This is a genomic window from Williamsia serinedens (assembly GCF_024171725.1).
Lineage (GTDB): Bacteria > Actinomycetota > Actinomycetes > Mycobacteriales > Mycobacteriaceae > Williamsia_A > Williamsia_A serinedens.
This window is the reverse complement of record NZ_JAMTCG010000002.1, coordinates 252,291-276,808: the sequence shown is the minus strand read 5'-3', so window position 1 is coordinate 276,808 and position 24,518 is coordinate 252,291. Positions and strand designations below refer to the sequence as shown.

Here is a 24,518-nt window from a genome sequence, read left to right as displayed (position 1 = left end):
GGGAAGGTTGCGCACATTTTGTTCACTGTGCGCTTTCTCGCGCGTCAGACGACGAACGCGTCTCTCGCCGTCAGCCGCCCAGCGCGTCGTTCGCGGGGAAGCCGACGACCCCCTCGGCGCCCTTCGACACGAAGTCGGTGAGCGCGGATCCGGCGAGCGCGTGCGCGCCGGTCTCCGGGCTGAAGTAGACGGTCCCGTTCGCGAACTTCTGCATCGCGCCACCGACGAGCTGGATCACCGGCGACAGGACCTGACCGAGCAGTCCCGTCGGGCCACCGAGCTCGGCGATCTTGGCCGCGATGGCGGCGGTGAGGAACTGTGTCGCCGCGTTCGACGCGATCCCGCCGATGCCCTGCGTGATCGTGTCCACGACACCCGACGTCGCACCGGTCGACGGGGCCGACGTCGACGGGGTGGTGGACGGCGGTGTCGTCGTCGAGGGCGAGGTCGTCCCGCCCCCTATGGCCTTCGTGATCGCGTCGAGCACCGAGGGCAACAGTCCGCCGGACACGTCGGTCACGGCGCCGCCGAGCGGCGACCCGCCGCCGGTGCCGGCGCCACCGACCCCGGCGGGCGGGGCGACGATCCGGGGCTTCGGTTGGCCCTGCACGGTGAACCACGCCGACTTCAGCTGCAGCTTGCTGCGCACGTCGTCCCCGGTGGTCTCCACCGTGCGGCTGCTCCCCACGATGCGCACCTTGGTGGCGCGACCGTTCTCGGCGCCGAGTCCGTTGGCCTCGGTGACGGCGATGTCGCGCAGGGTACCCACGCCGAACGCGGACGCGATGCTGCCCGAGCCCACGGTCGCGGTCCAGTTGTGGTTCGGCGACTCGGTGTCGCCGTCGTCGACGACGGCGGGGAAGTTGACGCCGGCGGTGTAGCCGCCGGTCGACGACGAGAACTCGGTGAACGCGGGCTGACCGTTGACGACGCGGATCTGCCCGGCGGTCGCGTCGGCGGCGGCGTTGGTGCGCGGATCCTCCCCGGACGCACCGCCGTAGACCTGCGACATCATCGTGTCGTCGATCTTCTTGCCCTTGGCCACGGCGGCCAGCGCGTAGGTGCGGGCGGCGACGGCCTGGGCCTTGAGCGCCTCGGCGCCACCCTGGTCGGCCCAGCGGGCCGGGCTCTCCTTCGGGGTCACACCCTTCACGTAGTCGTCGATGCCGACGATGTTCACGACGCGCCCGCCGTCGAGGCCGATGGACCCGCGGTAGGCGGTGTTGTTCCCGCAGAAGCGGAGCAGCTCGTTCGCCGGCCGGTTGGTGCCCGCGGCGACGGGATCGACGACGGCCTTCGGCAGCGTCACCGTGCGCACGACGCCGCCGCCACACCCGGCCGTGATCGTGGCGGTGGACCCGGACAGGCGAACCGCCTGCCCGGGAGCCACCACCTGGCCACCGACCCTCGCCCCGGCGTCCGCGCGGACACTCGCCGTCGGCTGCTGCGTGAGCGTCACCGACACCAGCGGGTTGTCCACCTTCCCCGCGGAGGTACCGCCGTAGTAGTGGGCGAGGATCTGGTCGTATCTCCACCCGCGTTTGGCGTAGCCGAACGCGCCGTACTGGCCCATGCCACGGCCGTGACCGAAGCCGTGGCCGATCAGCGTGACCGTGTTGCCGACCGACAGGGCGACGTCGTCGGTCCGGTCGGTGAGGTGAGTCCCGGTCGCGACCGCCGAGACGACGAGGGCGGGGGCGAGACCGAGTCCCACCCACCCCCACCGTGCGCGGCTGCCGGGCCCGCGTCGCGGCGAGAAGATCCGGGGTCCACGCAGCCGTGAGCTGTCGGTGGCGCGTCGTGCCATCGGCGGGGGTCCTCACGGTCGGGAACGGAACCCCTGGGACGTTAGTGTCCGGTTTCGAGTCACAACAGCCCCACAGGATCACAACAGCATCACGAGTTACGCGACGCGCCGCGTCGGATCCCCGACGCGCCGACCGTCCCCGCCCAGGATGGGCCGGTCTGTCCGATTTCCATCCGCACCGAGGGAGTCATCACCGTGCGCCTGACATCGGCCGTGCGTCACCGCACCCGTCGACATTCCGTCGTGCTCGCCACCGTCGCCGCGGTCGTGGTCTCCAGCCCCGCGGTGGTACTGCTCGCGGGCAGCGCACCAGACGCCGCGGTCGAGTCCGGGACGCCGGCGACGACGCAGACCACGGTCCGACAGGTCGCCCTCGACTCCGTCCCCAGCATCGTCGTCGACCTCGTCCGGTCGGGACTGGCCCGCGCGGGTGTCACCCTGCCGCCGATCGACCTGTCGTCGCTGCCCGCGATCGGTGCCGGCGGCCTGCCGAAGGAACTGCTCGACGCGCTCCTCCCGCCCACCTCGACCGCGACGACGCCGCCTCCGACCCAGACCACCGATCCGCACACACCCGTCTCGGCCGACATCCCGACCGGCGCCGTGGTCAAGGAGATCACCCGCCCCGACCCGTTCTCGATGATCGCGCTCACGTGGGACGACCTCGTGGGGCGCGACGCCGCCGGCGCTGCCGCCGACGCGCTCGCCCAGACCACCGCCTACGTCCGGGCGCAGAAGGCCGACAAGTCGTGGGGGCCGTGGCTCTCGGCCGACGCCATCGACGGCGGCCCGGCGCGCACCACCACCGCGATGGGCACCGAGCCGATCTGGGTCGGCGCCACGCGTGCCGTGCAGGTCGCGGTTACCCGCGCCGGTGTCGCCACCCCTGCCCGGGAGGGCACGGTCGTACCGCCCCAGGTCGGGTCGTCGACCCCGGTGCCCGGGTCCAACCCGCAGATGACCATCGGCCCCGGTGAGATCGCTCCCCGCGCGTTCACCGTCCCGCGAGCCCCGGTGGCCGGCGACCCCCTCGCCCCGTCCGGGACCCCGGCTCCGGCCGGTCCCACGACGACGGCCTCGGGTCCCGCACCCGCGACCACCCCGTCGTCGGCGAGTCCGCTGGAGAACGTGGTGTCGACGCTCAAGGCCGCACTCATCGACCCGGGCACGGGGACGCTCAAGGGACTCGGCGGTGGTGCCGGTGGTGCCGCCGGCGTGCCGCCGGGCCAGCAGCCGCCGATCATCACCCGGGCCCAATGGGGCGCCGACGAGTCGAAGCGCTGCGACCAGCCGACCTACGACCCCGCGGTCAAGGGCGCGGTGGTCCACCACTCGGCGGGCAGCAACGACTACACCCCCGACCAGTCGGCCGAGATCGTCCGCGGGATCTACGCCTACCACGCACAGACGCTCGGCTGGTGCGACATCGGCTACAACGCGCTGGTCGACAAGTACGGACAGATCTTCGAGGGCGCGTTCGGCGGCCTCGACCGCAACGTGCAGGGCACCCACACCGGCGGCTTCAACCGCGAGACGGTGGGCGTCGCGATGCTGGGCAACTACAACGACGTCGCCCCCACGCCCGACCTGATCCGTTCGGTCGGCAGCTATCTCGGATGGCGACTGAAGCTGGCCGGTGTCGACCCGAACGGCACCGCGCAGCTCGTCTCCCAGGGCTTCAGCTCGGCGAGGTACGCGGCGGGGGAGTCCTCGAACCTGCCCGCGATCTCCGGACACCGCGACTACGACAGCACCGAGTGCCCCGGCACCCTCGGCTACGCCGCGCTCCCGGCGATCCGCGCGGTCGCCGCGGGCGACCTGGCCGCCGCGGGGTCGTCGACCCCGACGGCCACGCCCGACGCGGGAGCCGCGGTGGGCACGACCGGCACCCCGCCCTCCTCGCAGACGACCACCGCGCCCGGCGCCGAGCAGGTCCTCTCGACGACCGACACCGGCGCCATCGCGAAGAAGTGGATGTCGGAGGGCGGACCCGCCGGCGCGCTCGGCAACGCCCTCGACACCGAGAAGACCACGCCCGACGGCGCCGCCAAATACGTCGACTTCGACAAGGGCAAGATCTACTGGTCGCCGCAGACCGGCGCCCAGGTCGTGCAGGGGCTCATCGGCAGCGCCTGGGGCGGCGCCGGGTACGAGAAGTCCTCGCTCGGACTGCCCACCTCCGGCGAGTCGTCGCCGGTGGACGGGATCATCACCCAGGCGTTCCAGTTCGGGTCGCTGATCTTCACCAAGTCGTCCGGGGTCGTGATCCAGGTCGCCCAGAAATTCGTCGAGGAGTTCATCCGGAGTATGAAGTCGCAGCTCCTGCCGGGTATGGCGTCGGCCCCGGTGACGGTGCCGACGACCCAGCTGCCCGTGCCGACCACGCCTGCCGCCGTGCCCGCGTCGCCGCCCGCGGCCTGACGGGACGCGCCCAGGCGTCCGTTACCCTGAACCCCCGTGGCAGATGACCAGCAGTACGACCTGATCGTCGTCGGATCCGGGTTCTTCGGACTCACCGTCGCCGAGCGGACCGCCTCCGAACTGGGCAGGCGCGTCCTGGTGGTCGAACGCCGGCACCACCTCGGCGGCAACGCCTACTCCGAGCCGGAGCCGACGACCGGCATCGAGGTCCACAAGTACGGCGCCCATCTGTTCCACACGTCGAACGAGACGGTGTGGGAGTACGTGAACCGCTTCACCGACTTCACGAACTACCAGCACCGGGTGTTCGCCCTCCACGACGGACAGGCGTACCAGTTCCCGATGGGCCTCGGGCTCGTGTCCCAGTTCTTCGGCCGCTTCTTCACGCCCGAGGAGGCGCGCGCACTGATCGCCGAGCAGGCGGGGGAGATCAGGACCGAGGACGCGCAGAACCTCGAGGAGAAGGCGATCAGTCTGATCGGCCGCCCGCTGTACGAGGCGTTCGTCCGCGACTACACGGCCAAGCAGTGGCAGACCGACCCGAAGGAACTGCCGGCGGGCAACATCACCCGACTGCCGGTGCGCTACACCTTCGACAACCGCTACTTCAACGACACCCACGAGGGACTGCCGGTCGACGGCTACACCGCGTGGCTGGAGAACATGGCGGCCCACGAGAACATCGAGGTCCGGCTCGAGACCGACTGGTTCGACATCCGTGACGAGGTGCGCGGCGCGAACCCCGACGCGCCGGTCGTCTACACCGGTCCGCTCGACCGCTACTTCGACTACGCCGAAGGTGAGCTCGGTTGGCGCACACTCGATTTCGAGACCGAGGTGCTCGACACCGGTGACTTCCAGGGAACCCCGGTGATGAACTACAACGACGCCGACGTCCCGTTCACGCGGATCCACGAGTTCCGGCACTTCCACCCCGAGCGGGAGTACCCGAAGGACAAGACCGTGATCATGCGGGAGTTCAGTCGTTTCGCGGAGTCGGGCGACGAGCCGTACTACCCGATCAACACCCCCGAGGACCGCACGAAGCTCGCCCGCTACCGCGACCTCGCGAAGGCCGAGACCGCCTCGCAGAAGGTGCTGTTCGGCGGGCGGCTGGGCACGTACCAGTACCTCGACATGCACATGGCGATCGCCAGCGCACTGACCCTGTGGACCAACACGATCGCCCCGCACCTGCGGGACGGGACGCCGCTCGCGCAGGCGGACGCCTCGTGAGCGCGGACACGGCCGTCGACCACGACGTCGAACGCGGCGCGTCGGCGACGGCGCAGTCGCTCCTGCAGCGCGTCATCTTCCCGCGCCGGGGCGAACCGCTCGACGTGCGCGCGCTCTACCTCGTCGAGTCCGAGACGAACGCCCGTCGCGCACACGCCACCTCGCGGACGTCGGTGTCGCTCGGCGCCGAGTCCGAGGTCAGCTTCGAGAGCTACTTCAACGCGTTCCCCGCGTCGTACTGGCGCCGCTGGTCCGTGCTGACCGACGTCGTGCTGCGCGTCGAGGTCGCCTCCGGCGACGGCGTCGAGGTCGCCGCCTCCGGCGACGCCCACGCGGCGTGCCGCGTCGACGTGTACCGGTCGAAGATCGACGGCTCACGTATCGCGGTCGACGGTGATCTCGTCGAGATGGGCTCCGACGGAACAGGGGTCGTCGAGTTCACGATCGACCTCGGTCCGTTCGAGGACGGCGGGTGGATCTGGTTCGACGTCACCTCCGACACCGCCGTCGAGCTCACCGCGGCCGGGTGGTACGCCTCGACGACACCCGCGTCCGGCCCGGGAAGCAAGCGGGTCACCGTCGGGATCCCGACCTTCAACCGTCCGGCCGACGCCGTCGCCGCACTCACGGCCCTCACCTCCGACCCGCTCGTCGACGAGGTGATCGACGCGGTGATGATGCCCGACCAGGGCACCCGCAAGGTGCGGGACCAGGACGGGTTCGACGCCGCCGCAACCGCTCTCGGCGACCGGCTGCACATGTTCGACCAGCCCAACCTCGGCGGCTCCGGCGGGTACGGCCGCATCATGTACGAGGCGCTCGACCGCACCGACAGCCCGTACATCCTGTTCATGGACGACGACATCGCGATCGAGCCCGACGCGATCCTGCGGGCCCTGGCGTTGTCGCGGTTCGCGAAGGCGCCCACGCTCGTCGGCGGTCAGATGCTGAACCTGCAGGAGCGCAGCCACCTCCACTCGATGGGCGAGGCGATCGACCGCGGGAAGTTCATGTGGACCTCCGCGCCGTTCGTCACCTACGACCACGACTTCGCGAAGTACCCACTGCGGGACAGGAAGAACTCGAAGGACCTGCACCGTCGGATCGACGTCGACGGCAACGGCTGGTGGATGTGCATGATCCCGCGGCAGTGCGCCGAGGAGATCGGTCTGCCGATGCCGCTGTTCATCAAGTGGGACGACTGGGAGTTCGCACTGCGCGCGCGCAAGGCCGGCTACCCCACGGCGACCGTCCCGGGTGTCGCGATCTGGCACATGGCCTGGAGTGACAAGGACGACGCCATCGACTGGCAGGCCTACTTCCATCTGCGCAACCGGCTCGTGGTCGCCGCGCTGCACCACGACGGACCGCACCGCGGCATCATGCAGTCCTCGCTCAAGGCGTTGCTGAAACACCTGATCTGCCTGGAGTACTCGACGGTCGCGATCCAGATCGAGGCGATGCGCGACTTCCTCGCCGGACCCGAGGCCGTCCGCGACATGCTCCCGACGGCACTGCCCAAGATCGCGGCGATGCGCAAGGAGTACCCCGACGCCGTCGTGCTGCCCTCGGCGACAGAGCTGCCCCGGACCTCGGGCGAGGCGACGCAGCTCGGCCGGAACGTCCCGACGAACCCCGTCACGAAGGTCGCCGCCCTGGGCAAGGTCCTGCGGAACAACCTCCGTCGCGCCGACCCGCGCCACCACGAGGTCCCACAGGCGAACTTCCCGCCCATCGAGGCGCGGTGGTTCTCCCTTGGCCGCGTCGACGGCGTCACCGTCACGACCGCCGACGGGCGAGGTGTGGTGTACCGCAAGCGCGATCGCGACACCGCCCGGGCGCTGATGCAGGAGTCCCTGGCGGTGCACCGCGAGGTGAACGAGCGCTTCGACGAGATGCGCCGTCGCTACCGCGACGCCGCCGCCGACCTGACGAGCAAGGAGAGCTGGGCCCGTGTCTTCGGCATCGACTGAGGCGACGTCCCCCGAGGTCGACGCACTCGTCGCGATCCAGCGCGCCCTCGCCGATCGCCCCGGTGTGCTCCCCGCGGCGCGCGGCCTGTCACATCTCGGTGAGCATGCGCTCGGGTGGATCGCGGCCGCCGGCGTCGGGTACGTGGCAGCCACCGTCCGCGGTGACGACGCCGCGCGCATCCGGTGGGCACAGGCCGGGATCGGTGCGGTCGGCGCCCACGCGGCGTCGATCGCGGTGAAGCGCGTGGTGCGTCGTCGACGCCCGCACGACCCCCGTATCCGGATCGGAGTGGGCACCCCCAGCCGTCTGAGCTTCCCGTCCAGCCACGCCACGTCGACGACGGCAGCGGCGCTGCTGCTCGGTCGCGCCGCGGGCCTCCCGGCCGGGGTGCTCCCGGCCGTCCTCGTCCCGCCGATGCTGACCTCCCGGCTCGTGCTCGGCGTGCACTACCCGTCCGACGTCGCCACCGGAGCTCTGCTGGGAGCGGTGTGCGCGGCGGCGGTGACCCGGGATGACAGACTGACCGCGCGCGCGATCGCGTGGTCCGACGCCGCCGGCCGTGCCGTGCGCGGGCGCGTGCCGAGCAGGGGAGAACGATGAGCGAGGAGCCGGTCGAGACCGTCGAGGTCAAGGGACCTCCGAAGAATCTCGCGGCGGGCCTGGTCAAGGCCGTCCGTCCACGACAGTGGGTCAAGAACATCCTGGTGCTGGCGGCACCCGTCGCCGCCGGCGCGGTCGGCGACGCCGACGTCATCGCCCGCACCGCCGTCGCGTTCGTCGTGTTCAGCATGGCGGCGTCGTGCATCTACCTCGTCAACGACGCACTCGACGTCGAGGCCGACCGCGCGCACCCCACCAAGCGCTACCGGCCGATCGCGGCGGGCGTCGTGCCGCAGTCGCTGGCCTTCGTGCTGGCCGCGGTGCTCGGTGTCGGCGCGCTCGCGCTGTCGTTCCTGGCCAACTGGAACCTCGCCGTCGTCATCGCCGTCTACATCGGGATCCAGCTCGGCTACTGCTTCGGCCTCAAGCACCAGGCCGTCATCGACGTCTGCATCGTCTCGTCGGGTTTCCTGCTGCGCGCGATCGCCGGCGGCGTCGCGGCCGAGCTGCCCAAGGGCCTGTCGCAGTGGTTCCTGCTGGTCATGGCGTTCGGGTCGCTGTTCATGGCGGCGGGCAAGCGGTACGCCGAGCTGCAGCTCGCCGAGCGCACCGGCGCGAAGATCCGGAAGTCGCTCGAGTACTACACGACGACGTACCTGCGTTTCGTGTGGACGCTCTCGGCCACCGCGGTCGTCCTCTGCTACGGCCTGTGGGCGTTCTCCCGCGACCACGACGAGAACGTCTTCTACGCCGTCTCGATGGTGCCGTTCACCGTCGCGATCCTGCGGTACGCGGTGGACGTGGACGGTGGACAGGCGGGCGAACCCGAGGAGATCGCGCTCGGCGACCGCGTCCTGCAGTGTCTGGCCGTGGCCTGGTTAGTATGCGTCGGTGTCGCGGTCTATCTCGTCAGCTGAGCCCCGGGCTCCGCGCCACCCCGACGACACCTCGTCCGACTCCCGACGCCCCTCGGATCGCGCCGGGCTGATCCGTCGGCTCCCGGCGATCACCGCGTCGATCAGCACGCTGGTGGTCGCCGTCTTGTTCGCGATCGGGGCCTGGGACCGGCGGTGGATCGCCGACGACGGCCTCATCGTCCTGCGCACCGTCCGCAACCTGCTGGCCGGCAACGGCCCGGTGTTCAACAAGGGTGAGCGGGTGGAGGCCAACACCTCGACGGTGTGGACCTACCTGATCTGGTTCTGGAGCTGGGTCACCGACGCCCAGACCGAGTACGTCGTGCTGTGGATCGCGCTGACGCTGTCGGTCGCCGCGCTGCCCCTCGCCATCTGGGGCACCTACCGCCTCCTCGACCTCAAGGCGCGCGCGGGGACGGCGCTCGTGCTGCCGTTCGGTGCGCTGATCTACATCGCGCTGCCACCCGCCCGCGACTTCGCGACGAGCGGCCTCGAGGTCAGCCTCTGCATCTTCTGGGCGGCGGCCCTGTGGACGCAGATGGTCCTGTGGTCCCGCCGCGCCCCGGGCACGGACCGCGGGCGGATCCTGCTCATCGCGTTCACCGCGGGGATCTCCCCGCTCGTGCGGCCCGAGCTCGCGCTGGTCGGCGCCCTCGCGCTCCTGGTGGTGGTCGCGTCGCCGATGACCTGGCGACTGCGGGCTGCGTTCGTCGTCGTCGCCGCGGTGCTGCCGGTGGGGTACCAGATCTTCCGGATGGGCTACTACGGCCTGCTGGTCCCGAACACCGCGGTGGCCAAGGACGCCAGCGGCTCGAAGTGGGAGCAGGGCTTCCGCTACCTCGGCAACCTCTTCAGCCCGTACGTGCTGCTGCTGCCGGTGATCGTCGCCGTCGTGGCGGCGGGCGTCGTGTGGTGGACGCGCACGCAGCAGACCCGACCCCGCGTCGACGACGAGCCGGTCGCCGGTGGGCGGGTGGCGCGGCTGTCGGCCCGCCTGCGCTCGCCGGGTGCGGTCGTCGTCGTCTTCGTCGTCGGCGGCCTGCTCGAGGCCGTGTACTGGCTGCGGCAGGGCGGTGACTTCATGCACGCGCGCGTGCTGCTCGTCCCGCTGTTCCTCCTGCTGCTGCCGGTCGTCGTCATCCCGGTCGCGATCCCGCAGCTGCGGGGGTCCGGGCGGCGGGTCGCTGTCGCCGGGGTGGCCGGTTCGGTGGCGTCGGCGGCGCTGTTCGTCACCGTCGCGGTGTGGGCGGTCGTCACGTCGCACTCACCGGGCATGCACAACGGCACCGACATCGGTCGCAGCGGGATCGTCGACGAGCGGCGGTTCTACATCCAGAACATGTCGATCAAGCACCCGATCACGGCCGAGGACTACCTCGACTACCCGCGGATGCGCGCCATGGTCGAGGCGGTCGAGGAGCACTCGCAGATCGGCGGTGTGCTGTTGCCCGCCGCGGACTACGACACCTGGTATTACGACCCGCTGCCCGTTCCGCCGGCCCCCGGTGTGCCCAAGCAGCTGACGGTCTTCTTCCTCAACCTCGGCATGACGAGCATGAACACCTCGCTCGACGTCCGTGTCGTCGACCAGATGGGCCTGGCGTACCCGATCGCCTCGCACACCGAGCGGCTCGAGTACGCCCGCATCGGCCACGACAAGGACCTCGACACCGAGTGGGTGATCGCCGAGTCGGGCGCGATCGAGACACACCCGTACCTGCCCTTCTATCTGGACCAGGACTGGGTGCGTCAGGCCCGCGTGGCCCTGACGTGCCGCCCGACGCAGGACCTCATCGCGTCGTACAAGGCGCCGATGTCGCTGACACGGTTCCGTCGCAACGTCCTGCAGTCCTTCGCGTTCACCGACTACCGGATCGAACGGGTGCCGATGTACGAGTTGGAGCGCTGCAAGCTGCCGATACCGCCGGAGATCGGCCGCTGACGCCGCGTCCGGAATCGGTGGAAGACGACATTTGGTCTCGATCGAGTAACGGCGGCGCGTCCCGATGCGATACCTTCTCGGATGACACGAACCGTCGCAGGTCACGCGGCCATGACGGTTCGTCCACGGATCGCCGACAGCGGTTTGCCGCTGGCAAAGCCATCACATAGGCTCCGCGAAGGTGTCCGGCCGAGGTCGGACACCTCCGTGAGCTGCGTGAACAGCGCTCAGGACAAGAGAGTGAGCAACAGTCGATGGGTGTGACCACACCGAAGAAGCCCGCCCTGCGCGGCCTGGGACGCCGCCTCGCCGCGGTGCTCGTAGCCGCCGCGACCCTCGCCGGACTCGGCGTCGCGGTCGGGTCCGGGACGGCGTCGGCCGCCCCGGGAGTCCGACAGATCTTCATCGACGGCTGCGGGATGCCGGCGGTGAAGGTGCGCATGTGGACGCGCCCGGGCAACTACAAGACGGTCATCGCGCTCGACGGCCTGCGCGCCACCAACGACATCAGCGGCTGGGAGCACAACACCCGGATCGCCAACCTCGCCGACAGCGGCGTGAACGTCGTGGAGCCGGTCGGCGGTCTCGCCAGCTTCTACAGCGACTGGGACGCGCCCAGCAACTTCAACAACCAGCCCTACCGGTACCGGTGGAGCTGTGCGATCAACCAGAGCCTGATCCCGACCCTCGACCGCATGGGTCTCGCGGTCGGCAAGACCGGCAAGTACGCGATCATGGGCATCTCCATGGGCGGCAACTCGTCGATGATCATCGGCGCGAACAACCCGCGCATCGACCACATCTTCTCGATGTCGGGGTACCTGAACCTGTCGGCACCCGGGATGCGTGAGGCCATCCGCATCGCCCTGCTCGACGCGGGCATCGAGGCCGGTGTCGGCCCGTTCAACTCCGACTCCATGTGGGGCCCGCCCTTCAGCCCGCGGTGGCTCGAGAACGACCCGTTCGTGCAGATCGGCAAGATGCGCGGCAAGAAGGTCCGTGTCGCGTCGGGCAGCGGTATCCCCGGCGCCTACCCCACCGACCCGCTCGGGTTCGTCCAGGGCGCGCCGCTCGAGGCCCTGTCGCTCGCGCAGAGCCGCGCCTTTCAGGTGCAGGCCCTGATCAACGGGGTCCAGATCACCTCGGATTTCCCGAGCACCGGCCTGCACGCCTGGGGCTACTGGTCGGACATGGTGTTCCGCGCGCTGAACCAGGGCTGGTTCCGCGACTGACGCACCCCGGAACGTGAGTCACAGAAGTCTCACGATTCACACAAATTCACAGCAGTAACAGTGTGGCTTCCACACTTCGAGACGCCCTCCGTGTAGTTCTTCTACGCGAAGGGCGTCTCGTGCGTTGCGGGACCTTCTCGTCGAAGGGTGTGGATGGTGATGGGTGTGTGGCGGCGCGGCGTCCTCGCGGCGACCGCGATGACGGCGGTGCTGGCGATGACCGGGACGGGCACGGCACTCGCCGCCCCCGACACGGGGACCGATGCCCCGCCGAGTTCGGCCGCACCGGCGAGTTCCGCCGACCCGGCCCCCGCCCCCAACCCCGCACCGGCCGCCGTGCCGGGCGTCCGGGTGACCAACACGTTCTGGTACAGCGATCGTCGCGTGGCCATCTGGGTGTACTCGCCGGCGATGGGGCGCAACATCCAGGTGCAGCTGCTGCTGGCCCGCGACTGGAACGCCTCGCCCGCCGAGCGCTTCGCGCAGATGTACATGCTCGACGGTCTGCGCGCGCAGGAGGACCAGAGCGGCTGGACGATCAACACCGACGTCGAGGACTTCTACAAGGACAAGAACGTCACGGTCGTGCTGCCCGTCGGCGGTGAGTCGAGCTTCTACACCGACTGGAAGCAGCCCGACAAGGGCAAGACCTACAAGTGGGAGACGTTCCTGACCAAGGAACTCCCCCCGATCCTCGCGGGCCAGTGGCGCGCGAACGACGTGCGCGGCGTCGAGGGCCTGTCGATGGGCGGGACGGCCGCGATGATGCTCACCGAGCGCAACCCGGGCTTCTTCCGGTTCGCCGCGTCGTTCTCGGGCATCCTGCAGCTCTCCTCGTTCGGCATGCCGCAGGCCGTGCAGTTCGCCGTCCGGGACGCGGGCGGGTACGACTCGGCGAAGATGTTCGGCCCGCCGTCGGACCCGGCGTGGAAAGAGCACGACCCCTACCTGCACGCCGACGCGCTCAAGGGCGTCAGCCTGTACGTCTCGTCGGGCAACGGGCTCATCGGCCAGTACGACACCCCGTCGACGCTGCCGTACCTCGCCACGAACTACGCCGGCGTCGGGCTCGAGGTCCTGTCGCGGGTGACGTCGACGCAGTTCGCGACCAAGCTCAACCAGCTCGGCATCGCCGCGCAGGCCGTCTACCGGCCGTCGGGAACGCACACGTGGCCCTACTGGCAGTTCGAGATGCACCAGGCGTGGCCGCAGGCCGCGCGCGCCCTCGGCGTCGCGGCGGACACGCCGAAGTGCGGGGTGGGCGGTGCGATCAAGCCCGTCGCCGACAAGCACAAGGAACTCGGCGAGTGCCTCACGCCGGAGTACGGCGTGCCCGGTGGGCGGGCACAGGACTTCCGCGGCGGCCGCATCCTGTGGTCGTCGGCCACCGGCGCGCACGTCGTCGGCGGGGCCATCGGCGGTGCCTACGTCGCCTCGGGTGGCACCGACGGGTTCCTCGGGTTCCCGATCAGCGACGAGCTCGGCACCCCCGACCGCAAGGGCCGGCTGAACAAGTTCCAGAACGGCTACGTCTACTGGACCCAGGCCACCGGCGCGCACCCCGTGTCGGGCGCGATCCTGGCCGACTGGGCCAAGGCCGGCTACGAGCGCGGCCCGATGGGCTACCCCACGGGCGACGAGGTCGACACCCCGAACAGCAAGGGTCGCGTCCAGGGGTTCCAGCTCGGTGCCTACTACTGGAATCCGACGACCGGCGCGCACTCGGTGCAGGGGAAGATCTTCGAGAAGTACGGCAAGACCGGCTACGAGGACGGCTATCTCGGCTTCCCGACGTCGAACGAGCTCGGCGTCGCACGGGGCGGACGCTTCACCCGCTTCGAGGGCGGCAACATCTACTGGACGCCGACCCTGGGGGCCTTCGCGATCCCGACCGGGAAGATCTTCGACGCGTGGGGCCAGGCCGGCTACGAGGGTGGGCGTCTGGGCTACCCGATCAGCGACCAGTTCGCGATCACCGGCGGCAACCGGGTGAACTTCGAGCGCGGGTACATCGAGGAGATCAACGGCACAGCCGTCGTCCACTGAGACGAACCCCCGCCCCCGGCTCACCCGGCGTGATCCCGCCCGCCGGTAGCCTGGCGGGCCGGTACCGACGAGAAGAGGAGCAGATGGGCACGACGCGCGTACGTCTCGGAGCAGCTGTCGCAGGGATCGCGGCGGTGGCCCTGCTCGGGGCCTGCGGCAGCGGGGACTCGACGGTCTCGGCGCCGGCGAGCAGCTCCGACGACGCGACGACCGCCGTCACCTCGTCCGCGCCGGCGTCGTCCTCCACGTCGGAGGACCCGTCGGTCGACCCGTCCGCACCGGTCGGTGGCTCGTCGCTGCCGGCGACGGCGCCGTCGGGGACGAGCTCGGCCCCGGCCGGCTTCCCCGGTGGTGCGGCGGCCCCGCAGGGCAGCAAGGGCGAGGCGTTCCTCGCCGAGCTGAAGCGTGAGGGCGTCACCGTCCCCAACGACCCCGACAACTCGATCGCGCTCGGTGCGGCGGAGTTCGTGTGCGCCGAGAAGGCGCGGAACACCCCGGCGGCGCAGGTCAAGACGTTCGTCACCGCGATCGTCGGGTCCGGCACCACCGACGCCGCCGCGGCGTCGGCGAACGCCGACAAGGTGATCGCCGCCGCGAACAGCAAGTACTGCGGGTAGTCGGTGGCCGGCCGTCGTACGCGGTCCCGTCGGCGCACCTGGGTCTGGGTGCTGCTGGGCGTGGCCGTTCTCGCGATCATCGCGATCATCCTGGTGATCGTGCTGATCATCGGACTGCTGCGCCCGTCGCCGGGCGGTCCGGGTCTGCCCGGTCAGTCGCCGTCGTCGAGTGCGCCGCGCGCCACCGCGCAGCCCGCCGACTGCCCGGACGTGCAGGTGGTGGTCATCCCGGGGACGTGGGAGTCGTCGGCGACCGACGACCCGTACTCGCCGTCGGCGAACCCGAACTCCCTGATGCTGAAGATCTCGAAGCCCCTGCAGGACGCGTTCCCGGACTCGCGCGCCGACGTCTACACGGTCCCGTACGTCGCGCAGTTCCGGAACCCGACGAACCCCGCCGACCGTACGACGGACTACAACACCTCGCGTGCTCAGGGCTCCCAGCGGGCACGCGCCGAGATCCAGCGGGTGGCCGGCAGGTGCCCGCTCACGGGCTTCGTGCTCATGGGCTTCTCGCAGGGCGCCGTGATCACCGGTGACATCGCCTCCGACATCGGCAACGGCCGCGGGCCCATCTCGGCCGACCAGGTGCTCGGCGTCGGACTCATCGCCGACGGCCGCCGGCAGCCCGGCGAGGCGCAGTCGGTCGGTCCGAACCCGAACGGTGTCGGCGCGGAGGTCGCGCTCGGCGGGTTCGGTGGCATCGTCCCGGGCATCGCGATGACCGGCGCCCGCTCGGGGGGTTTCGGCGACCTGAAGGACAAGACGTGGTCGTTGTGCGCGCCGGGTGACCTGATCTGCGACTCGCCGACCATCGTCAACCCGATCGAGGGGTTGTCGAAGATCGCCGGGGCGCTGAACAACCCCGTCCACGCGATGTACGCGACGACGCGCTACTGGGACGACGACGGGGCGTCGGCGACCCGGTGGATGTTCGGGTGGGCGCGGTCGCTGATCACCGACGCGCCGCGACCGAAGCACAACTGACGCCCCCGGTCGGGGACACCGCACGCCGGAGGGATTCGCCGGGTTTGGGTCGGCCCCGGTCGCGCCACTATCGTGACCACGTTCTGCGCCTGCACGGCCTCCGCGCGCCCACGACGAGAACGGGAGAACGATGACGACGAGCGACAGCACCTCCTCGCCGCGACCCTTCCGCTTCGCGGCCGGTGGTGAGGGCAACCGCGACGAGGGCGGTGCCCGCAAGTTCGTCGCGCTGGCGCAGCGGGCGGAGGAGTACGGCTTCGACACGTTCGCCATCCCCGACCACCTCGAGAACCAGGTCGGTCCGCTCGCCGCGCTCGGCGCGCTGAGCCAGGCGACCTCGACGATCCGTCTGGCCACCACCACGCTCGCCGCGGGTCTGCGTCACCCGGTCGTGCTGGCCAAGGAGGCCACCACCATCGACGTCCTGAGCAAGGGCCGCCTCGAGTTGGGCATCGGCGCGTCGTGGCTGCGTGAGGACTTCGACGCCGCCGGCATCTGGTTCGGCACCCCCGGGGAGCGGCTGGCGCAGGTCGACGAGGCGCTGACGATCCTCGACGTGTTGATGCGCGGCCAGGAGTGCACCTTCCACGGCAAGTACTACGACGTGGAGAAGGTCGTCGGTGCGCCCCGGCCGCGGCAGGGTCCGCGCCCGCCGATCATGGTCGGCGCCGGTGGACCCCGCATGCTCGAGATGGCCGCCAAGCACGCCGACATCATCTCCGTGGCGACGGGCTCGACACCGGACGGTCGTCTGAAGCTGTCGGACATGACGATGGCGAAGACGGTCGAGCGCGTCGACCGCATCCGGCAGGCGGCGGGGGAGCGGTTCGAGGACATCGAGCTGAACTGGACGATCGCCACGATCCTCGTCACCGACGACCGGGTGTCGACGGCGGAGATGGTGCTCTCGGCGATCGACTCCGGCTTCCCGCCGAACATGGCCAAGGACGCCGACCTCACCGTCGACGACATCCTGTCCTCGCCGTACATCATGGTCGGCTCGTTCGAGGAGATCGCCGAGCAGATCCGGCTGGTCCGCGAGCAGACGACGATGTCCTACGTCGGCGTCTTCCCCACCCAGATGGACGCCTTCGCCCCGGTGATCCCGATCCTGCGCCAGGGCGAGCCGTGACCGCTCTGTCGGGTCAGTCCGCGCAGGCCTCGATCATGCCGGTACTATGCGGAAGGTTTGTCGCACAGTCGGACGACGCGGGGTCGGGGCCCCACGTACCCGATGTGCGCACTCATGCACGGACGTACACGGGAACGCTGGGGGGCGGGTCCACGGTCAGGGCGTTGTGCCTGCTCCGCGGTTCCCGAGATCGAGGGCCGGTGCGACATGCGGTCGGCCCCGAACACGCGACGCGACGGGACGGGGCGGAACATGTCAACAGGAGTACTGATGAAGCGTGAGTTCTCGGACTTCCTCGACGAGAACGGGTACCTCCACATCGCCGAGGAGGACACGCTCGTCGACTACGTCGAACGCAACGTGGTGGAGAAGGCCGACACCCTGGCCTACCGCTACATGGACTACAGCCGAGAGCGCGACGGCGAGGCCATCGACCTGACCTGGGCGCAGTTCGGCAAGCGGCTGCGGGCCGTCGCCGCGCGCCTGCAGCAGGTCAGCTCCCCGGGTGACCGTGTCGCGATCCTCGCGCCGCAGTCGCTGGAGTACGTCATCGGCTTCTTCGCCTCCCTGTACGCCGGCAGCATCGCGGTCCCACTGTTCTCGCCGGACGAGCCCGGCCACACCGACCGGCTGCACGCGGTGCTCGGCGACTGCTCGCCGAAGGTCATCCTGACGGCGACGAAGTCGGCCGAGGCCGTCCGCGACTTCTTCAAGCCGCTGCCCGCCAAGGAGCGCCCGCGCGTCATCGCCGTCGACGCCGTGCCCGACTCCGTCGGCGAGACGTGGAAGCGCCCCACGCCCAAGCAGCACGACGTGGCCTACCTGCAGTACACGTCGGGGTCCACCCGGACCCCCGCCGGTGTCGAGATCACCTACGAGTCGGTGGGCTCCAACGCGCTGCAGATGATCAACGCCCTGGACCTGAACGAGAACTCGCGCGGTGTCACCTGGCTGCCGATGTTCCACGACATGGGCCTGCTGACGGTGATCGTCCCCGCGCTGGGCGGCAAGTACATCACCATCATGAGCCCGGCCGCGTTCGTGCGACGCCCGGGCCGGTGGATCAAGGAACTGGCCGCCGCGGCCGACGGTGCCGAGACCTTCGCCGCCGCCCCCAACTTCGCCTACGAGCACGCCGCCGCCCGCGGCCTGCCGCGTGACGGCGAGGAACTCGACCTCAGCAACGTCATCGGACTGATCAACGGCAGCGAGCCGGTCACCGTCAGCTCCATGACCAAGTTCCGGGATGCGTTCGAGCCCTACGGCCTGCCGAAGTACGCGATGAAGCCGTCGTACGGCATGGCCGAGGCCACCCTGTTCGTCTCCGCGCCGCCGCGGCACCGCGAACCCAAGGTCATCTACGTCGACCGCGACGACCTCAACGCCGGCAAGTTCACCGTCGTCGAGAAGTCGGCACCGAACGCCGTCGCCCAGGTGGCCTGCGGCCAGGTCGCGGCGAGTCAGTGGGCCGCCATCGTCGACCCCGAGACCGCGAGCGAGCAGCCCGACGGCGTGGTCGGCGAGATCTGGCTCAACGGCATCAACCTGGGCCACGGCTACTGGGGTCGTCCCGACGAGTCGCAGAAGACGTTCCGCAACGTCCTCGAGCACCCGCTGGAGAGCGGCAGCCACGCCGCGGGCGCACAGTTCCCGGACCGCTGGCTGCGGACCGGTGACTACGGCGTCTGGTACGACGGCGACCTGTTCATCACCGGCCGGGTGAAGGACCTCGTCATCGTCGACGGCCGCAACCACTACCCGCAGGACCTCGAGTACAGCGCGCAGGAGGCCACCTCGGCGCTGCGCCCCGGGTTCGTCGCGGCGTTCGCGGTGCCGGCCAACCAGCTGTCGCCCGAGGTGTTCGCGAACGCCTCGTCGGGCATGAAGCACGACCCCGACGACGCCTCCGAGCAGTTGGTGATCGTCGGCGAGCGCAACACCGGCAAGCGCCAGGACCCGCAGGAGGTGGCCGACGCCGTGCGCGCCGCGATCGCCCAGCGTCACGGTGTGATGGCCCGCGACGTGCTGATGGTCCCGGCGGGGTCGATCCCGCGGACGTCCAGCGGCAAGATCGCCCACACCGCCTGCAAGAACGCCTACATCGACGGCACGCTGCGCGGGGGGTACACGCAGACCGCGTTCCCCGACGCGCCGACCGACGACTGACACGCGAGACCGATCGACAGGACGAGATGTCTGAACTGAACACCGGCGCAGCACATTCGGAGGGGACGGGGGACCCGGACGACGCCGTGCGCCCCGCGGGGCAGGGTCCCGAACCGGTGACCGGGGACGAGGCGACGACCGTCGCCGACAGCCCCCACGGCACCGCCGGCGAGACGGCCGGTGACCTGACCGTCGCCGAGTTGCGGGACTGGCTGCGGCAGTGGGTGTCGACCGCGACCGGGCTGCCCGTCGAACAGATCTCCGACGACCGCCCGATGGAGGAGTTCGGTCTCGCGTCCCGCGACGCGGTCGCGATGGCCGCCGACATCGAGGACAAGACCGGTGTCCTGCTGACGGCGACCGTCGCCTACCAGCACCCGACGATCGCCTCGCTGGCCAAGCGCATCATCGAGGGCGACCCCGACGCGGATGCCGACACCGACGCCGACGCGCAGTTCTACCTGCGCGAGCGTGCCGCCGACGACGACATCGCGATCGTCGGTGTCGCGACGCGGTTCCCGAAGGCGGGCCACACCCCGGAGTCGACCTGGGACCTGCTGATCAACGGGCGGGAGGGTGTCTCCGACCTGCCCGAGGACCGGTGGACCGAGTTCCGGGCCGAGCCGCGTCTGGCGCAGGTGCTCGCCGAGTCGAACGTCCACGGCGGCTACCTGGACGACGTCAAGGGTTTCGACGCCGACTTCTTCCAGATGTCGCCGCGCGAGGTCGAGATGGTCGACCCGCAGCAGCGTCTGGCACTGGAGTTGACGTGGGAGGCGCTCGAGCACGCCCACATCCCGCCGAGCGACCTGCGCGGCGGACAGGTCGGCGTGTTCCTGGGCAGCTCGACGAACGACTACCAGATGATGGCCGTAGCCGACCCCGAGTCGAACGGTGACACCGCCGCGTACGCGCTCACCGGTACGTCGACGTCGATCGTCGCCAACCGCGTCTCTTACTTCTACGACTTCCGCGGACCGTCCATCGCGATGGACACCGCGTGCTCGTCGTCGCTGGTCGCCGTGCACCAGGCGGTGCGCAGCCTGCGGTCGGGTGAGACCGACGTCTGCGTCGCCGGTGGCGTGAACATGCTCCTGTCGCCCGCGGCCACGCTCGGGTTCGACAGCATCGGCGTGCAGGCGAAAGACGGTCGCATCAAGGCGTTCTCGGCCGACGCCGACGGCATGATCCGCGCCGAGGGCGGCGGTGTCGTGATCCTCAAGCGCGTCGCCGACGCCCGCCGCGACGGTGACACCATGCTCGCGATCGTCGCCGGATCCGCGGTCAACTCCGACGGCCGGTCGAACGGCCTGCCCGCCCCGAATCCGGAGGCGCAGGTCGACGTGTTGCGCGCCGCCTACCGCGACGCCGGCATCGACCCCCGGACCGTCGACTACATCGAGGCCCACGGCACCGGCACCATCCTCGGCGACCCGATCGAGGCCGACGCGCTGGGACGCGTCGTCGGGCGCGGTCGTGACGCCGACAAGCCGGCGCTGCTCGGTTCGGCGAAGACGAACTTCGGTCACCTCGAGGCGGCGGCCGGGTCGGCCGGGCTCATCAAGCTCGTGCTGGCGCTGCAGAACGACAAGCTCCCGCCGTCGCTGAACTACACCGCGCCGAACCCGTACATCCAGTTCGAGGCCACCCGGTTGCGGGTCATCCCGGAGGCCGCCGACTGGCCGCGCTACAGCGGGCACGCCGTCGCGGGCGTGTCCGGCAACGGCTTCGGCGGAACCAACGCCCACGTGGTGGTGCGGGAGGTGCTGCCGGAGGACCTGCGCGAGCCGACCGAGCAGACCCCGGCGCAGGAGATCGCGGCGGTCGCCCCGCAGGCCACCAGTCCCGCCGACGTCGACGACGACCTCGATCCGTCATCAGCGAAGCTCAGTGACGACCTCGATGACGACGAGTTCCTCACCGACGCCGAGAAGGCGGCGATGGGGATGTTCGCGGCCTCGACGCCCGCCGTCGAGGAGACCCCGGTCGCCCAGGCCGATCCGCTGGCCGACTACGCCCCGGTCACACGTGAGGGCATGGTCGTCCCGCTGGTGATCTCGGCGTTCCTGCCGTCGCGGCGCCGCAAGGCCGCCGCCGACCTCGCCGACTGGCTCGAGTCCGAGGAGGGGCGCGCGGCGTCGCTGGTCGACATCGGTCGCGCACTGGCCCATCGCAACCACGGCCGGAGCCGTGCCGTCGTCATGGCCCACGATCACGACGAGGCCGTGAAGGGCGTCCGCGCCGTCGCCGAGGGCAAGGCGTCGCCGCTCGTGTTCTCCTGCGACTCACCGGATCCCGCGTCCGCGGTGTGGCTGCTGTCGGGCTTCGGCAGCCAGCACCGCAAGATGGCCAAGCAGCTGTACGGCGAGAACCCGGTGTTCGCGGCGACCCTCGACCGCGTCGACGAGTTCGTCCAGAACGAGCTGGGCTACTCGATCGTCGAGATGTTCCTCGACGACTCCCAGACCTACGGCATCGAGACCGCGCAGGTCGGCATCTTCACCATCCAGGTCGGTCTCTTCGAGCTGCTGCGTCACCACGGCGCGCAACCCGGTGTGCTGGTGCCGCATTCGATGGGCGAGGCCTCGGCCGCCTACATCAGCGGCGGGTTGTCGCTGGAGGACGCCACCCGCGTCATCTGCCAGCGCTCGCGGCTGATGGGCGAGGGCGAGTCGATGCTCGAGGGCGACGACATCCGCCTCATGGCGCTGGTGGAGTACAGCGCCGATGACATCACCGGGGTCCTCGAGGACTACCCGAACCTGGAGATCTGCGTCTACGCCGCGCCGACCCACACCGTCATCGGCGGTCCGGAGGCCCAGGTCGACGCGATCGTCGCCCGCGCCGAGTCGGAGGGCAAGCTCGGCCGCAAGCTGCAGACGAAGGGTGCGAGCCACACGTCGCAGATGGACCCGCTGCTCGGTGAGCTCGCCTACGAGCTGACCGGCATCGAGCCGCTGCGTCCGACCGTCGGCTTCTACAGCTCGATCGACCGGGAGACGTTCTACCGCCCGGGATCCGAGCCGGTCCACACCATCGAGTACTTCACCAAGGGCCTGCGGCACAGCGTGTGGTTCTCGCAGGCCATCGCGAAGTCGGTGGAGAACGGGCACCGCACGTTCCTGGAGTTGTCGCCGAACCCCGCCGTCCTGATCTCGGTCGCCGCGGTGACCTTCGACGCCGGTCTGCACGACGCGGAGCTCATCGAGACGTTGCGCCGCAAGGAGGACGAGAGCCTCGGCGTCGTCACCGCGCTGATGAAGCTGTACGTGCACGGCCACGCCGTCGACGTCGCCAGCCTCTTCGGGGCGGGTGAGTACGCCGACATCCCGCGCACGCGCTTCGACCGCAAGGAGTACTGGCTGCGCACCCGTATCGGTGGCGGCAGCGGCGCGGACCGCGTGCCGGGCGCGCACGTCGCGCTGCCGGACGGACGCCACGCCTGGGAGGTGTCGGCGGCGGCGGTCGCCGATCCGCGCGCCCTCGTCGGCGCGGCGGCCGGGCAGGTCCTCACCGACGTGTCGGTCGGCGCGGCCGAGCAGTACGCCGAGATCCCCGCGGCGGGGACGCTGACCACCACCTTCACCGCGCATCCCGGTGGCGGGTCGCTGCAGGTGCACGCCAAGGACGGCTCGTCGTTCACGCTCCTGATGCACGCGGTGGTCACGGGCACCGCGCTCGGCGCGACACCGGTCGCCGCCGAGCCGGCCGCCGTCCCCGGCGCGACCGAGCAGTCGCCCGGTGAGGCCGCCCGCGCGTCGGGCTTCGTCGACGAGCGCGTCGTCACCGAGTCGGAGATCGTCGAGGACATCGGTCAGCGGTGGAGCCCGGACAGCGGGCAGTCCGTCGACGACCGCGTCGCGCTGATCGTCGCGGAGTCCATGGGCTACGAGCCCGAGGACCTGCCGCGCGAGATCCCGTTGATCGAGCTGGGTCTCGACTCGCTGATGGCCGTGCGGATCAAGAACCGCGTCGAGTACGAGTTCGACATCCCGCAGCTGCAGCTGCAGGCCATGCGACAGGCCGACCTGCGTGACGTCGTGAAGTTCGTGACCTACGCGGTGGAGCACCGCGACGAGGTCGCGGCCATCGCCGAGAGCGGCGACGGTGCCGTGCTCGACACCGCGGCGATCGCCGAGTTGATCGACGCGGCGCCGACGTCCGAGCCGGCTGCGACGGAGACCCCGGCGACTGCCGAGACACCTTCCGCACCACCGGAGCCGGTGGCGGAGCCCGCGCCGGCCGCCGAGCCGGCCCCGTCGGCGCCGTCGCCGGCGGCCCTGGTCGACCAGGCTGCCGTCGCGGCTGCCGCCGGTGCCGACGTGCCCCCGCGGGACGCGGCCGAGCGTCTGACGTTCGGTGTGTGGACGAAGGTCACCGGGTCGTCGCCGGGCGGCATCTTCACGAAGCTGCCCGTCCTCGACGAGGAGACCGCCGAGCAGCTCACCGCGCGTCTGTCGGAGCGTGCCGGTGGTGAGATCGACATCGAGGACGTCCTCGACTCGGAGACCATCGAGGACCTCGCGTCCTACGTGCGGGAGCATCTCGAGGGTGGCGCGGTCGACGGTTTCGTGCGGTACCTGCGCACGGTCGACGGCTCGACACAGCCTCCGCTCCTGCTGTTCCACCCGGCCGGCGGGTCGTCGATGGCCTACGAGCCGCTGCTGAAGCGGCTGCCGGAGGATCAGCCGGTGATCGGTTTCGACCGCGTTGAGGGGACCATCGAGGAGCGCGTCGAGCAGTATCTGCCGAAGCTGCTCGAGGTCGTGCCGAACGGTCCGTACATCCTCGCGGGCTGGTCGCTGGGCGGAGCCCTCGCCTACGGATGTGCGCAGAAGCTGCGGGAGCTGGGCAAGGACGTCGCGTTCGTCGCCCTGATCGACGCGGTCCGGCCCAACGGCTCGTCGGAGGAGACGACCGAGGAGAAGCGGGACCGCCTCGAGCGGTACATGGCGTTCGCCAAGCGCACCTATGGCGTCGACGACGTGCCGGTGCCGATGGACCGTCTGGTCGACGCCGACGACGAGGGCCAGTTCCGCATCGTCATGGAACTGCTCCAGATGAGCAACGCGAAGATCCCCGGCGGGATCATCGAGCACCAGCGGACGTCGTTCCTCGACAACCGCGCGCTCTCGACCATCGAGCCGGGCGTGTTCGACGGCAAGGTCGTGCTGTACCGCGCGGACAAGATGCAGGACGGCGCGATCGAGCTGGAGCCGCGCTGGGCCGACATCCCCGAGGACGGACGCTGGGGCGAGGTCGTCGACGATCTGGAGATCGTGCACATCGGCGGCGACCACATCGCGATGATCGACGAGCCGTACGTGTCGCGGATCGGGGCGGACCTCTCGGCCCGTCTGGCCCGGCTGACCGCCGACGCGAGCGCATGATGAGCCGGTGGGATCCGCAGGGGTCCCACCGATCACCGACAGGAGACAGCG

At 70.4% G+C, this 24,518-nt stretch carries 14 protein-coding genes; 13 read left to right on the top strand and 1 reads right to left on the bottom strand.

The features are described from left to right. Positions 1–70: 70 nt before the first annotated feature. Complete coding sequence (locus LX12_RS04730) at positions 71–1,807, bottom strand: SpoIID/LytB domain-containing protein (RefSeq protein ID WP_253653377.1); 1,737 nt, start codon at positions 1,805–1,807, stop codon at positions 71–73. 195 nt (positions 1,808–2,002) lie between these two features. Between LX12_RS04730 and LX12_RS04725 the strand changes: the two genes are divergently transcribed. From LX12_RS04725 to pks13, 13 genes are all read left to right on the top strand, one after another. Continuing rightward, positions 2,003–4,228 (top strand): N-acetylmuramoyl-L-alanine amidase, encoded by a 2,226-nt coding sequence (locus LX12_RS04725; protein ID WP_253653376.1) that lies wholly within the window; start codon positions 2,003–2,005, stop codon positions 4,226–4,228. A 36-nt stretch (positions 4,229–4,264) separates the two neighbouring features. Next, on the top strand, positions 4,265–5,464 hold the full coding sequence (gene glf / locus LX12_RS04720) for a UDP-galactopyranose mutase (protein ID WP_253653375.1): 1,200 nt from the start codon (positions 4,265–4,267) through the stop codon (positions 5,462–5,464). After that, complete coding sequence (locus LX12_RS04715; protein ID WP_253653374.1) at positions 5,461–7,437, top strand: glycosyltransferase; 1,977 nt, start codon at positions 5,461–5,463, stop codon at positions 7,435–7,437. Before glf ends, LX12_RS04715 begins: the two co-directional genes overlap by 4 nt. Further along, on the top strand, positions 7,418–8,038 hold the full coding sequence (locus LX12_RS04710; protein ID WP_253653373.1) for a phosphatase PAP2 family protein: 621 nt from the start codon (positions 7,418–7,420) through the stop codon (positions 8,036–8,038). The genes LX12_RS04715 and LX12_RS04710 overlap by 20 nt, the downstream gene beginning before the upstream one ends. Then, on the top strand, positions 8,035–8,955 hold the full coding sequence (locus tag LX12_RS04705; RefSeq protein WP_253653372.1) for a decaprenyl-phosphate phosphoribosyltransferase: 921 nt from the start codon (positions 8,035–8,037) through the stop codon (positions 8,953–8,955). Before LX12_RS04710 ends, LX12_RS04705 begins: the two co-directional genes overlap by 4 nt. Next, positions 8,930–10,897: an arabinofuranosyltransferase AftB family protein gene (locus tag LX12_RS04700; RefSeq protein ID WP_372504928.1), complete on the top strand. Its 1,968-nt coding sequence runs from the start codon at positions 8,930–8,932 to the stop codon at positions 10,895–10,897. The genes LX12_RS04705 and LX12_RS04700 overlap by 26 nt, the downstream gene beginning before the upstream one ends. Positions 10,898–11,151: 254 nt before the next feature. After that, positions 11,152–12,129: an alpha/beta hydrolase gene (locus tag LX12_RS04695; protein WP_253653371.1), complete on the top strand. Its 978-nt coding sequence runs from the start codon at positions 11,152–11,154 to the stop codon at positions 12,127–12,129. Positions 12,130–12,288: 159 nt separating this feature from the next. After that, positions 12,289–14,175 carry an alpha/beta hydrolase-fold protein gene (locus tag LX12_RS04690; protein ID WP_253653370.1) on the top strand — a complete coding sequence of 629 codons (1,887 nt, stop codon included), beginning with the start codon at positions 12,289–12,291 and terminating at the stop codon, positions 14,173–14,175. Positions 14,176–14,258: 83 nt separating this feature from the next. Beyond that, positions 14,259–14,792, top strand: coding sequence for a DUF732 domain-containing protein (locus LX12_RS04685; RefSeq protein WP_253653369.1), 534 nt, complete (start codon positions 14,259–14,261; stop codon positions 14,790–14,792). A gap of 3 nt (positions 14,793–14,795) precedes the next feature. Then, positions 14,796–15,779 (top strand): cutinase family protein, encoded by a 984-nt coding sequence (locus tag LX12_RS04680; protein WP_372504927.1) that lies wholly within the window; start codon positions 14,796–14,798, stop codon positions 15,777–15,779. Positions 15,780–15,909: 130 nt separating this feature from the next. Continuing rightward, on the top strand, positions 15,910–16,911 hold the full coding sequence (locus tag LX12_RS04675) for an LLM class F420-dependent oxidoreductase (protein WP_253653368.1): 1,002 nt from the start codon (positions 15,910–15,912) through the stop codon (positions 16,909–16,911). Between the two features lie 270 nt (positions 16,912–17,181). Further along, a complete protein-coding gene (gene fadD32 / locus LX12_RS04670; protein WP_372504926.1) occupies positions 17,182–19,077 on the top strand; it encodes a long-chain-fatty-acid--AMP ligase FadD32 in 1,896 nt (631 codons plus the stop codon). Between the two features lie 26 nt (positions 19,078–19,103). Continuing rightward, positions 19,104–24,467 (top strand): polyketide synthase Pks13, encoded by a 5,364-nt coding sequence (gene pks13, locus LX12_RS04665; RefSeq protein WP_253653367.1) that lies wholly within the window; start codon positions 19,104–19,106, stop codon positions 24,465–24,467. The last annotated feature ends 51 nt before the right edge of the window (positions 24,468–24,518 follow it).